Here is an 11,809-nt window from a genome sequence, read left to right on the forward strand (position 1 = left end):
CGCGATCCGCCCGCCTTGAGCGAGTCTTCATCTGCCGTCGCCCGTGCCTTGATGTCGGCGCGTCAGCATCGAGGAGTGCGACCGACCGGTCGCGGCTCTGGAGGTGCCCGCCATGCCCGACGTCGTCTCGTCACTCGGTGTGTGGGTGGTCGTGCCGGTCGTCCTCGTAGCGGTCGCAGTCGCGGTGTGGGCGATCGCCCGGCTCTTCCCGTCGCGGCCGCGTGGGGTCTCCGAGCGCCCGTGGTCGGCACACCGCCGCTGACGTCCGTCAGGCCGCCGGCAGCCTCACGGTGAAGGTGGCGCCGCGACCGGGCCCCGCGCTCGCCGCGCGGATCGAGCCGCCGTGGGCCTCGACGAGCGCCTTGCTGATGGCCAGGCCGATGCCCGAACCTCCGCTCGCACGGTCCCGTGCGGTCCCGACGCGGTAGAAGCGGTCGAAGACGTGCGTGAGGTGCTCTGGCGGGATCCCCTCGCCGGTGTCCGTGACGACGACGCTGACACCGTCGCCTTCGCGTTCGGCGCGGACGACGATCTCACCGCCGCTCGGCGTGTGGCGCAGCGCGTTCGTGACGAGGTTGTCCATGACCTGGGACATGCGGTGACGGTCGGCGAGCACGGCCGGCAGCCCAGGCGTCGCAGTGCCTGTGAGCGTGACGCCCCGAGCCGCTGCCCGTTCTTGTGCGGCGTTCACGGCGGCGTCGACCAGCTCCCGTGGCGGCGTCAGCTCGGCGTCGAGAACGACGTCACCCGCCTCCGCGTGCGTCACGGCGGCGAGGTCGGCAGCGAGCCGGGCCAACCGGTCGGCCTGCTCGTGCAGGACGGCGATGGTGGTCGCGTCGAGCGGCTGCACACCGTCCTCGACCGCTTCGAGGTAGCCCTTGATCGTGGCGACCGGCGTCCGGACCTCGTGCGCGAGGTCGGCGAGCAACCGCCCGCGCAGCCGTTGCGCCTCCTCCAGCCGGTCCGCCAGCCGGTTGAAGGACTCGGAGAGGTCGTCGAACTCCGCTCCGAGGCCGGGCGAGGGGACGCGGACGTCGTAGTGGCCGGCACCGAGCGAGGTGGCAGCCGTCGACACCGCCGCCAGCGACCCACCGATCCGCCTCGTGAGGACGAGGCTCACGGCGGCCGCCGCTGCTGCCGCCGCCACGAGGGCGATGGCGGACGCGACCGTCGTGGCAGACGTGAAGGCCTCCTCGACGTGCATGTCCGCCATCGCATGGTCGGAGATGCCCGCGCGCATCAGGTGCTCGTGGAACACCGTGGGACCCACGGCCGCGACGACGATCCATGCCGTGGCGGCTGCCGTCGCCAGCACGATCCCGATCGCCACCAGGAGCCGCGACGCCAGGCCGAACCGCCGCGCCGAGCTCGTCACTCGCCGGTGCCGATCCGGTAGCCGACGCCGCGGACAGTGCGGACGAACCGCTGTTCCTTCGCGGTGTCGCCGAGCTTCTGCCGGACATGGAGGACGTGCACGTCGACGAGGTGATCGTCGCCGACCCACCCCGGACCCCACACCACGTCGATCAGCGCTCGGCGCGAGAGGACGATGCCGGGCCGCGACGCGAGCGCAGTCAGGATGTCGAACTCGGTCCGTGTCAGCTCGATGCGGCGGCCGTCGAGGTGCGTCTCGCGGGCGTCGACGTCGACGCGGAGCGGGCCGATCTGCAAGGCGGGGGAGGCAGGCGCGGGGGTCGACGTCGACTGCCGCGGGCGCCGCAGGAGCACGTTCACGCGCGCCATCAGCTCACGCGGGCTGAACGGCTTCGTGACGTAGTCGTCGGCACCGACGGAGAGCCCGATCAGGGTGTCCACCTCTTCCGCTCGCGCGGTGAGCATGACGACGTAGCAGTCGGTGAAGGTCCGGAGCTGGCGGCACACCTCGATGCCGTCGACGCCCGGCAGCCCGAGGTCGAGCACCACGACGTCCGGATCGACCTGCCGGACGACCTCCACGGCCTGCGCGCCGTCGTGGCAGAAGGTCACCGCGAACCCGTCGCGCTCGAGGTATCCACCGACGAGCGTGGCGAGGGCGACCTCGTCGTCGACGACGACGGCGCGTCGCGCGGCGACGGGTGCGGGTGTGGACGTCATTGCTCCATCTTCGGGGACCGACGACCGGTGTCCCGGGACTTCACGAAACCTTGATCGAACGGCGAGCGGTCCTTCGAGGCGCCCGGGCGAGGCTGGGGTCCGTCAGAACGACCCGAGGAGCCCTCTGTGCCGGTCCACGCCCGTCCACCCGTGCGGATCACTGTCGTCCAGGCGCATGCGTGCCACCTGTGCGACGACGCGAAGGCTGTGCTCGCCGAGCTGGCGAAGGATCATCCGATCGTCGTCGACACCGTCGAGGCCGAGTCCGACGCGGGCCGCGAGCTCGTGGCACGGCACCGGCCGCCGCTCGCGCCTCTCGTCCTGGTCGACGGGGTGTACTTCTCCGCCGGGCGGCTGCCCCGCCGCAAGCTGGAGCGCACGCTCACCGCACGCCCCCACCCGCTGCAAAGGGCACAGGCCTGATGGGTACCGAGCTCCTCGCGACCGGCAGCATCCTGGCCGCGTTCTTCGCCGGCGGCGTCGCGCTCTTCGCGCCGTGCTGCATCGTCTTCCTCGCACCGTCCTACCTCGCGGGGGCGGTCAAGAACGCTCGCTGGCGCCTGCTGCCGCTGACGTTCGTCTTCGCCGCCGGGCTCGCTGCGGTGCTCGTGCCGATCACGCTGGGCGTGAGCGCGCTCGCCGGTGCGATCGCGCGCTACCACGCGCCGTTGTACTGGGCCGGGGGAGTGCTCATGCTGGCGCTGGCGGCGCTCGCCTTGTCCGGGCGCATGTGGTCGTTGCCGTCGTTCGTCCGGGCACCCGACACCGCGCGGGGGGACACGGCCAGCTTCTTCGCCCTGGGCATCTTCTCGGGCATCGCCTCCTCCTGCTGCGCGCCGGTCCTCGCGGGCGTCATGACGCTGTCCGCCCTCTCCGGGTCGTTGGCCGGTGGGTTCGCGCTCGGCCTCGCGTACGTCTTCGGGATGGTGTTCCCGCTCTTCGTCATGGCGCTCCTGTGGGACCGCGCTCGGCTGGGGGAGCGGCGCCTGATGCGCGCGCGGCTCGTCCGGCTGCACGCCGGTCGATTCTCGCTCGTGACCAACACGATCAACGTCGCCGTGGCGATCGCCTTCGCGATCATGGGGCTCCTCGTCATCGCGCTCGCCGCGAGCGAGGACATGACCGGTGGGACGTCGGCACAGGACGCCGCCAGCCGCGTCCTGACGCGTACGTTCGGCGCCGTGCAGAGCTGGCTCGCCCCCGTCCCCGAGGTCGTCCTGGGCATCGGGCTCCTCGCCCTCGCCGGGGCGTTCGTCTGGGGCGCTTTGGTGGGCCGCCGCGCCCGGACGTCGAGCGCGGGCGTCGAGCCCCTGGAGAGCGAGCCGTCGACGGCTCACGACGCGGACATCGTGCCGCACGAGCCGACCTGCCATGAGTCGGCGACAGCTACCACGGAAGGGACCACACGATGACGTCCGGGACCGCTTCACGACGGCGTGAGGAGCGCGAGGCCGCAGCAGCGCGAGCCCGTGCGGCAGAGCAGCGGGCCGAGCGACGCGCAAGGCTGCGGACCTGGGTCCTGTGGGGCGTGGGCGCCGTCGTTGTCGGCGTCCTGGTCACCGCCGGGCTGCTGTCGTCCCGACCGACGGCCTCGAGCGAGGTCCGTGAAGCCCCGCCGTTCACACTGCCCACATCCGACGGCTCCGAGGTGTCGCTGGCCGACTACCGCGGCGAGCCCGTGGTCCTCTACTTCAACGAGGGGGCCGGCTGTGACTCGTGCCTGCAGCAGATGGCCGAGATCGAGAAGGACCCCGACTTCGTCGAGGCCGGGATCACCGTCCTGCCGATCGTCATGAACACGGCCGACCAGATCAACGCAGATCGCGAGCGTCTGGGGGTGGAGTCACCGTTCCTCCTCGACGACGGCACCGTCTCCGAGGCGTACGGCACGCTCGGCACCGGCATGCACGAGGGCCTTCCGGGGCACGGCTTCGTCCTCGTCGACGCCGAGGGCCAGCAGGTCTGGCAGGGCGACTACCCCTCGATGTGGCTCGCGCCCGACGACCTGCTCTCCGAGGTCCGACGGCACCTCTGACCCGCGTTCCGATCCACCACACGAAGGAGAAGCGCATGTCCTGCTGCCAGCAGAACGACGTCACCGAACCGGAGAGCACCAGCACCGAGCCTCAGCAGTGCTGCAGCTCGTCCGAACCCGCCGCGGGCGGATGCTGTTCGCAGACGCCTGCCGCCTAGGTCCGCACCGACCGCACCGTCCCGACGTTCAGGAGATCCCCATGACCACGACCGCACGCCGCCGCCTGGTAGCCGCAGCGGCCGCCACGACCCTCGCCCTCACGCTCGCCGCATGCTCCGGGGGCGACGCCTCTGAGGGCACCGGCGCTGGCGAGTCGCCGACCACCGCCGAGACCTCCCAGACCGAGGCACACAACGACGCCGACGCCCAGTTCGCTCAGATGATGATCGTCCACCACGAGGGCGCGATCGAGATGGCGGAGCTCGCCGTCGAGCGCGGCGAACGACCTGAGGTGGTCGCCCTCGGGGAGCGGATCTCCGCCGCCCAGGGCCCCGAGATCGAGCAGATGACCGGGTGGCTCGAGGCATGGGGTGAGCCCGGCCCGGACGAGATGGGGCACGGCGGCATGGACCATGGCGGGATGGACATGGACGGCATGGACCAGGAGGGCGCGATGGCGGACCTCGACGGCCTGTCCGGAGCGGACTTCGACCGGCGCTTCCTCGAGCTCATGATCGAGCACCACAAGGGCGCCATCGTGATGTCCGAGCAGCAGCTCGAGGACGGCGAGAACGCCGACGCGCTCGCGCTCGCACGCACGATCATCGACGCACAGACGGCCGAGATCACGGAGATGACGAACCTGCTGAGCGACATGTAGTCAGCGCACGAGCAGGGCCGGCCACCGCGGGTGCGATGGCCGGCCCTCGTCGTCTCAGCCGTCCTGGCAGACGGTCCAGCCCGTCGGTGCCGCTGGTCGTCGCCGGGTGGTCGTCAGCCCAGGCGGATAAAGGTCGGGCTCGACTGCCAGATCTCGCGCAGCTGGATGGTCTTTCCGGGACGCGGGGAGTCCACCTGCATGTCGCCGCCCGCGTAGATCGCGACGTGCCCCGGGGACCAGATCAGGTCGCCCGGCTGCGCGTCGGCACGGGACACGACCGTCCCGGCGTAGCGCTGCTGGCTCGAGGTCCGGGGGAGGTTGATGCCGACCTGCGCGTACACGTACGACGTGAAGCCCGAGCAGTCGAAACCGGAAGGAGTCGTCCCGCCCGACACGTACGGCACGCCGATGTACCGCATCGCGATCTCGACCACCGCACTTCCGGACGCGCTCGCCGGCACCTCCACGGAAGGGGCCGCGGCTGCCGGCGCGGCCGCGGGGGTGGTGGCGCGGCGCTCCTGGGAACGGCTCGACGCCGTCGCCCGGGTCTCGGCCGGAGCCGGGGCCGGAGGCGGAGGCGGGGCGACCGCGGTGATGACGGGAGCGTCGAACGTCCACGTCGCCTCGGCCGGCGCCGTGACCACCCGCGCACCGATGAGGGCACGCGCGGCCGCCGTGGCGGCGTCCGTGTCAACTCCGCCGATCGACTGGGCAGACTCGCGCGGGTGGTCGGCGTACGTCGGTGCGGCAGCGAGCCCGAAGGCAAGTCCGGAGGCAGCTGCGACGGCGACGGAGCGTCGGCCGGCTTCGTTCACGCTGTCGGTGGAACGGACCACCAGGTCGTCAAGGGCCGTGCGTGGACGACGGGCCGCACGGTGGCGGGAACTCGCGGAGCGAGCGGGCATGGAAGAACCTCCCGAACGCCTGCGAGGTTAGCTGTCGGGTTCGGGCGGAAGTCTCCCGGCCACATCGTGGCTTCACCCCGAGGGCACCGTGGTGCCCGCACTCCTGGGTCCCCCGTCCCTGCCTCTCGTGCTCGATGTGCGGCCTCGGGGTCGGCAGGGTTCGGCGCCCACCGAGGACGTGCCGGCGGTGCACCGGCAAGTCGAGGCTAGACGAGCGTCCGCCTTCGCCGACCCCGCCGACACGAAACTCAACGGGATCTTCATAGAAGGAGACCAAGGGCCCAGACGGCGTTCGCTGCGCCCGCTGGGGGGGTGACTTCATCAAACCTTGAGCAAATCGCGACGCCGCTCGGCACGGCTCGGGTGAGGCTGGTCATGCGCGGGCCGCGACCTCGCCAGCGCACCTCCTCCCGCCATCGATCAGGACGACCTCATGAACCGCATGCCCCGCCGCGCCGTGGCGGCTCTGACTGCGCTCGTCGCCGCCACCCTCGTGACCGCCTGCTCCGACGCCGACGGTCGACAGACGCCGGCGGCGCCGGTCGCCACTGCGAGCGACGGGCACGCCCATTCACACGACGACGACCAAAGCTCGGGCTCGGCACTGCCCGGTGAGCATGTGCACGGTGTCGCGATCGACGCGGCCGACGGTCGCGTCTACCTCGCGACACACGAAGGACTGTTCCTGCGCGACGGCTCGGAGTGGACCCGCGTCGGCCCGGTCATCGACCTCATGGGCTTCACCGCGGCCGGTCCTGGGCACTTCTACGCCTCCGGCCACCCGGGCGCGGGAGTGGACCTCCCGAACCCGGTGGGGCTCATCGAGTCGACCGACGCCGGGGAGACATGGCAGCCGCTCTCACGTCAGGGGGTGTCCGACTTCCACGCGATGACCGCGTCGCAAGAGGGCGTCGTCGCGTTCGACGGCTCACGCCTGGAGAGCACGAGCGACGGCACGACGTGGCGTCCGCTCCCCGTCCCGGTCCCGCCCTTCGCGGTGGACGTCTCGCCCGACGGCGCAACTCTCGTAGTCACCAGCGAGTCCGGCCCAGTGCGGTCCACGGACGGCGGGGCGCAATGGGAGAAGATCGCCGACGCGCCGCTGCTGCAGGTGGTCGCGTGGGCCGATGACGACACGGTGGTCGGGGTGACCCCGGACGGGGTCGTCGCGGTGAGCGAGGACCGCGGGGCCACGTGGGAGCAGAAGGCGGAGCTCGAAGCTCTGCCCCAAGCTCTCGCTGCGGTGCGAGGGTCGGACGGCTCGCTCCGCGTCATCGCGATCACGCAGGGTGGCGCCTTCGAGTCGCGCGACCTCGCCGCGGGGTTCGCGCCGCTCGGCGACGGATGAGCCGTCGAGCGGATATCCACGGATTCTTCATGGGATAACCGGGGCGCGTGCGGGGTCGGTCGCCAACAGTGGTGCGGAACCCGACCCCGACCGTGGGAGAGCACTCATGTGGACCTGGACCCGTCGACGCAAGACCGCGCTGCTCGCCGTGAGTCCTCTGCTCTTGGCGGCGTGCGGCGCGGCGACCGCGATCCCTGCCGGCCTGGACTCACCCGTGCCTACCCTCTCGCGGACAGCGGACCCCGGGGTGTCGGGCACGGTCTGGGTCGCGAACGAGGGTGCCGGCAGCCTCTCGGCGATCGACGCTGCGACCGGGGAGGTTCTGACCACGGTCACCGGAATCCCGAGCCCGCACAACGTCCAGGCCAGCCCCGACGGGGCGACCGTGTGGGCGGTCAGCGGTCACAACAGTGCGCTCGTCGCACTCGACGGTGTGACCTCGCGGCTCCTGATGACCGCCGCCACAGGCGCGAGCCCTGCTCACGTGGTCGTAGGTCCGGACGGATCGTCGGTCTACGTGACCAACTCGGACGAGGACACTCTCGCTCGGTACGACGCAACCACCGCGAGCTCGACCGGCACGGTCTCCCTCAGCGCGGGCCCACACGGTCTGCGGCCGAGCCGTGACGGGGCATCGCTCGTCGTCGCCGGAACGACGGCGGGCGCGATCGACGTCGTCGACCCGCGGAACCTGACACGAACGACGAGCATCGCGGTGGGCAGCTCGCCCGTGCAGGTCGCCGTCTCCGACGACGGCGCCTTCGCGTACGTGAGCCTCGCCGGGGAGAGCGCCGTGGCGAAGGTCGACCTCGCCCGCCACGAGGTCGTCCAGAAGGTCACCGTCCCCACGCCTCCCGTGCAGCTCTACCTCACCCCGGACGGTGCCCGGCTGCTCTCCGCCGACCAGGGCACCGCCGACGCGCCCGGCGACACGGTGTCGATCATCGACGTGGCGACCATGACCGTGACCGGGACGGTGACCACAGGAGCGGGGCCGCACGGCGTCGTCGTCGACCCGAGCGGGCGTCTCGCCTGGGTGACCAACCTCTACGCCGACACGGTCTCGGTGCTCGACCTCACAGACCTCGCCGTGACGGCAACGATCACGGTCGGGGACATGCCGAACGGGATCTCGTTCTCCCCGGTGACGGCCACGGGGGGCCTTGCCGAGACGGCGGTAGACGTGCCGGACTACTCGGCCGACGCGGCGGGCGATGAGGGTGACGACGCGGGGCACGGACACGGCGAGGGCGACCACCACGGCTGAGCAGACGCTCGCCAGGCGATCACCTCTCCGGAGGCGAGCGGCGCAGCGGCGCCTTCCCGAGGGGTGTTCGCGGTAGTGTCGCCACCTCGTCGACCCGGACCCGATGGCCGTGCAGCTCCGGGCGAGCCTCGAGGCGACGTCGGATCTCGTCGGCGGGAACCGCGTCCCCGTCATGGGGCACGACGAGGACTCGGATCTCGTCCGATGCCGTCTCCGCGAGCTGCCACATGTCCACGGGGAACTGCTCCACCACGTTCCTCAGCACCGTGAGGTCGCCGGCGTGGGTTCGTCCGGCCGTGCTCAACGTGTCCTCGGCGCGGCCCTCGAGGGTCTCGAGCAGCCGGTACGGCCGCCCGCACGGGCAGTCACCGGAGCCGATCGCTACGCGGTCGGACAGCTCGTACCTGATCAGCGGCACGGTGCGAGAGAAGAGCACCGTCACCAGAAGTCTCGCTCCGGTAGTTCCCATGGGAACCGGCGCCCCAGCGGCGTCGACCGGTTCGACGATGACGAGGTCGTCGTACAGGTGGCGCCGGCCGAGCTCGCATGTCGAGGCGATGCCGGCCGTCTCCGTGGCGGCGTAGACGTCGAACGGTGCCCTGTCCCACGCGGTCGTCATGACCCGCGCCGCGCTCTCGCTCAGGACCTCGGAGGCAGACATGACCGCCCGAGGCCGGATGCGCAAGGACCCGTCGATCTGCGCGAGTGCGAGCGGCCGCAGCGCTGAGGAATAGCCGACCAGCACCTCGGGTGCGAAGGCGTTGAGAGCGCTGACGGTCTCGCTCAACGGTGCCGTCGCGTCAAGCCGCAGCGAGCGGATCAAGGGCGAGCGGGCCGACGCTGCGACCACCGCGCTCTGGTGGGTGGGGTTGCGCGAGCTCACCACCGCCATGCGAACCGGCCGCATGCCTGTGGGGGTACCCGCCCAGACGGTCGCCCGTGCGTAGGACGCGAGCACAGTCGCCCACTCCTGGTCGTCCCAGACGAGGACTGCGCGCACACCTGTCGTCCCCGCGGTAGCGGCTGTGCGCCAGCGGCGGCGCCAGCGCGCGCCGGGGTCGCCGCTCGAGTCACTCAGCTGCCGGAGGTGCTCCTCGATGGCTGCGAGCGTCATGTCCCGCGTGGTGAGGACGTCGTCGAACGCGTCCATCAGCATGGGCTTCGTGACGGGAGGCAACTCCGACAGCGGTGCGTCGACGAGCCCTGCATGGTGGCGCTCGTAGAACGTCGACCGGGTCACTGCCCACCGGCGCAGCTCCGCCAACCGCGCTTGGCGGTAGACGTGGACCTGTTCACGCGACCACCGATCCCGGTGCGCGAGCCGGCGTCGTTCGGCGAGCGCGCGCACGAGGACTTCGACGTCCATGTGGCCTCCTCCGTCGATCCGTCCCGGCTCGATCCTGCTCTTGTCGGGTTGAGGAGGGATCACGGTGCTCCTGAGGTCGGGTCAAGGCTGCCTGCCTCTCACGATCGACGGCGCAGCACCTCCGCCGTCAGCTGCGGGACGACCTCGAACAGGTCGCCCACGACCCCGAAGTCGGCGATCTCGAAGATCGGTGCGTCGGGATCGTTGTTGATGGCGACCACGACGCCCGCCGACTGCATGCCACCGCGGTGGTGGACGGCTCCCGAGACGCCAGCTCCGACGTAGAGCGCCGGGCTCACGGTTGCACCGGTCTGCCCGATCTGGGTGTCGGCGGCGATCCACCCTTCATCCGTGGCGACACGCGTCGAGCCCACCGCGCCTCCGAGTGCGGCGGCGAGCTCCCGCAGCGGCCCGAAGTCGCCGCCGGTACCACGGCCGCCCGCGACGACGACCCGGGCGCTGGAGAGCTTCGGACCCTCCGCCGCTATGCTCGAGGTCCGAGAGCTCAGGCGCAGCCCACGCAGTTCATCGCCCTCGGGCAACCGATGCCGACGAATCGAGGGCTCTGTACGAGCGTCGTGCGCAAGCACATGTGACGGCTCCGGGCGCAGCGTGACGACACAGCGCTCAGCGAGCGACTCCGCGACGACGGACCACATGGACGCGAACGCGAGCTGTTCGGTCACCAGGCGACCGTCGGCGCCACGGCCAAGGGACCGCGCGTCGAGGAGGAGTCCGGCACCGAGCTCGCGGGCGGCGAGCGCGGCGATCTCGGCGTTCCGCGGACTCGCCGCCAGTACGACGGTCGTCGCGTCCGCGGACGCGGCAACCCTGGTCAGCGAGCGCGCGACGGTCGGTGCGAGAAGCGCCACGTCAGCTGGCGCCTCGACGAGGTGCGCGGCCGCGACGCCGTAGGCGGCGAGCTCCTCGAGCGCCCCTTCAGGGCCGGCACCGACAAGAACAGCGTGGACCGGCCCGAGGTGACGAGCCACGGCCAGGATCTCCCAGGCCGACGGCGCGACCCCTCCGTGGTCGTGGTCGACGAGAACGAGCACCGGGTCAGGCTGCGTGGTCATGGTTGTCCCCATCAGATGAGTTGGTGGGCGGCGAGGAAGTCGGCAATGCGCACCCCGGCATCGCCCGTGTCGGTCAGCAGCACGCGGCCGTCCCGCGGCGGGCGGAGCGTGCTGGTCGCAACGCGCGTCCGGGCGCCGGACCGCCCGACCTCGTTCGGAGCGATCGCGAGGTCGGCGAGCGTCCAGAGCTCGACGGACTTCTTCCGCGCGGCCTGGATTCCCTTGAAGTTCGGGTACCTCGGCTCGTTCGCCCGGTCCGTGATGCTGACGACGGCGGGAAGCGGTGCCACCAGCGTCTCCTCGGCGTCCTCGAGGTGACGATGAACCTCGAGGCTCGCGCCTGCGACGTCGATCCGCGCCGCGAGGGGCGCCGTCGGCCAGCCGAGCTCGGCGCCGAGCAGCGCCGGCAGCACGGCCATCTGACCGTCCAACGACGACGTTCCCGTGAGTACGAGGTCGACAGGCGCTCGTTCACCGACGCGGCGGACAGCCGACGCGAGCACGCGTGCGGTCGCGAAGACGTCGGATCCCTCGAGTGTCTCGTCGCGAACATGGACGCCGTGGTCGGCACCGACCTGCAGCCCCCGACGAACCGCGTCCTCGGCCCGAGCTGGTCCCATCGTCAGGACGGTGACCTCTCCGCCGTGCGCCTCGACGAGGACGAGCGCTGCCTCGAGCGCGTACTCGTCCAACTCGTTCAGCGTGCCGGCGTCCTGGTCCCGGTCGACGCGGCCGTCCTCCGTGAACCTCCTGTCCGACTGGACGTCGGGGACGTGCTTGACGCACACCACGATCTGCACCTGCTGCTCCTCTCGGTCACCACTCGCGCGGTCGCGACCTGCTCGACCCGCCTGCCCTCCAGATCGAGGTCGGTCCAGGGCGCGACGACCGTACGAGG

General features: G+C 71.5%; 12 protein-coding genes and 1 riboswitch. Of the genes, 6 read left to right on the plus strand and 6 right to left on the minus strand.

The features are described 5' to 3' along the window. Positions 1-268 precede the first annotated feature (268 nt). Both KOV94_RS15620 and KOV94_RS15625 read right to left on the minus strand, forming a co-directional pair. A complete protein-coding gene (locus KOV94_RS15620) occupies positions 269-1,375 on the minus strand; it encodes a HAMP domain-containing sensor histidine kinase (protein WP_218052541.1) in 1,107 nt (368 codons plus the stop codon). Continuing rightward, complete coding sequence (locus KOV94_RS15625; RefSeq protein WP_218052542.1) at positions 1,372-2,094, minus strand: response regulator; 723 nt, start codon at positions 2,092-2,094, stop codon at positions 1,372-1,374. Before KOV94_RS15625 ends, KOV94_RS15620 begins: the two co-directional genes overlap by 4 nt. A gap of 150 nt (positions 2,095-2,244) precedes the next feature. On the opposite strand from KOV94_RS15625, the gene KOV94_RS15630 reads away from it, so the two are divergent. The 4 genes from KOV94_RS15630 to KOV94_RS15645 all read left to right on the plus strand — a co-directional run bounded on the left by KOV94_RS15630 (position 2,245) and on the right by KOV94_RS15645 (position 4,949). Further along, positions 2,245-2,517, plus strand: a complete 273-nt coding sequence (locus KOV94_RS15630; RefSeq protein ID WP_308160584.1) for a thioredoxin domain-containing protein — start codon at positions 2,245-2,247, stop codon at positions 2,515-2,517. After that, on the plus strand, positions 2,517-3,506 hold the full coding sequence (locus KOV94_RS15635; protein WP_218052544.1) for a cytochrome c biogenesis CcdA family protein: 990 nt from the start codon (positions 2,517-2,519) through the stop codon (positions 3,504-3,506). The genes KOV94_RS15630 and KOV94_RS15635 overlap by 1 nt, the downstream gene beginning before the upstream one ends. A 116-nt stretch (positions 3,507-3,622) precedes the next feature. After that, entirely contained in the window at positions 3,623-4,129 is a 507-nt protein-coding gene (locus KOV94_RS15640; RefSeq protein ID WP_308160586.1) for a peroxiredoxin family protein, read from the plus strand. A gap of 199 nt (positions 4,130-4,328) precedes the next feature. Further along, positions 4,329-4,949: a DUF305 domain-containing protein gene (locus KOV94_RS15645; protein WP_218052546.1), complete on the plus strand. Its 621-nt coding sequence runs from the start codon at positions 4,329-4,331 to the stop codon at positions 4,947-4,949. Between the two features lie 113 nt (positions 4,950-5,062). Here KOV94_RS15645 and KOV94_RS21345 read toward each other — a convergent pair whose 3' ends face one another. Then, positions 5,063-5,383: a C40 family peptidase gene (locus KOV94_RS21345; RefSeq protein ID WP_308160587.1), complete on the minus strand. Its 321-nt coding sequence runs from the start codon at positions 5,381-5,383 to the stop codon at positions 5,063-5,065. A gap of 472 nt (positions 5,384-5,855) precedes the next feature. Then, a riboswitch (cyclic di-AMP (ydaO/yuaA leader) is annotated at positions 5,856-6,020 on the minus strand. Positions 6,021-6,287: 267 nt separating this feature from the next. Between KOV94_RS21345 and KOV94_RS15655 the strand changes: the two genes are divergently transcribed. Then, positions 6,288-7,202: a F510_1955 family glycosylhydrolase gene (locus KOV94_RS15655; RefSeq protein ID WP_218052548.1), complete on the plus strand. Its 915-nt coding sequence runs from the start codon at positions 6,288-6,290 to the stop codon at positions 7,200-7,202. Positions 7,203-7,308: 106 nt separating this feature from the next. Then, on the plus strand, positions 7,309-8,469 hold the full coding sequence (locus tag KOV94_RS21410) for a YncE family protein (protein ID WP_218052549.1): 1,161 nt from the start codon (positions 7,309-7,311) through the stop codon (positions 8,467-8,469). 19 nt (positions 8,470-8,488) lie between these two features. On the opposite strand, the gene KOV94_RS15665 is transcribed toward KOV94_RS21410, so the two are convergent. The 3 genes from KOV94_RS15665 to KOV94_RS15675 all read right to left on the minus strand — a co-directional run bounded on the left by KOV94_RS15665 (position 8,489) and on the right by KOV94_RS15675 (position 11,711). Next, a complete protein-coding gene (locus tag KOV94_RS15665; RefSeq protein ID WP_218052550.1) occupies positions 8,489-9,835 on the minus strand; it encodes a phenylacetate--CoA ligase family protein in 1,347 nt (448 codons plus the stop codon). A 98-nt stretch (positions 9,836-9,933) separates the two neighbouring features. Beyond that, positions 9,934-10,911 (minus strand): electron transfer flavoprotein subunit alpha/FixB family protein, encoded by a 978-nt coding sequence (locus tag KOV94_RS15670; RefSeq protein WP_130779759.1) that lies wholly within the window; start codon positions 10,909-10,911, stop codon positions 9,934-9,936. A gap of 11 nt (positions 10,912-10,922) precedes the next feature. Next, positions 10,923-11,711, minus strand: coding sequence for an electron transfer flavoprotein subunit beta/FixA family protein (locus KOV94_RS15675; RefSeq protein WP_218052551.1), 789 nt, complete (start codon positions 11,709-11,711; stop codon positions 10,923-10,925). Positions 11,712-11,809 lie beyond the last annotated feature (98 nt).

Origin of the sequence: Cellulomonas algicola (assembly GCF_019024305.1) — a bacterium.
Taxonomy (GTDB): Bacteria; Actinomycetota; Actinomycetes; order Actinomycetales; family Cellulomonadaceae; genus Cellulomonas; species Cellulomonas algicola.

Excerpts from the sequence above, each read along its gene's own strand:
- KOV94_RS15625 (WP_218052542.1), bottom strand. The coding sequence starts at position 2,094 with ATGACGTCCACACCCGCACCCGTCGCCGCGCGACGCGCCGTCGTCGTC.
- KOV94_RS15635 (WP_218052544.1), top strand. The coding sequence starts at position 2,517 with ATGGGTACCGAGCTCCTCGCGACCGGCAGCATCCTGGCCGCGTTCTTC.
- KOV94_RS15645 (WP_218052546.1), top strand. The coding sequence starts at position 4,329 with ATGACCACGACCGCACGCCGCCGCCTGGTAGCCGCAGCGGCCGCCACG.
- KOV94_RS15655 (WP_218052548.1), top strand. The coding sequence starts at position 6,288 with ATGAACCGCATGCCCCGCCGCGCCGTGGCGGCTCTGACTGCGCTCGTC.
- KOV94_RS21410 (WP_218052549.1), top strand. The coding sequence starts at position 7,309 with ATGTGGACCTGGACCCGTCGACGCAAGACCGCGCTGCTCGCCGTGAGT.
- KOV94_RS15665 (WP_218052550.1), bottom strand. The coding sequence starts at position 9,835 with ATGGACGTCGAAGTCCTCGTGCGCGCGCTCGCCGAACGACGCCGGCTC.
- KOV94_RS15670 (WP_130779759.1), bottom strand. The coding sequence starts at position 10,911 with ATGACCACGCAGCCTGACCCGGTGCTCGTTCTCGTCGACCACGACCAC.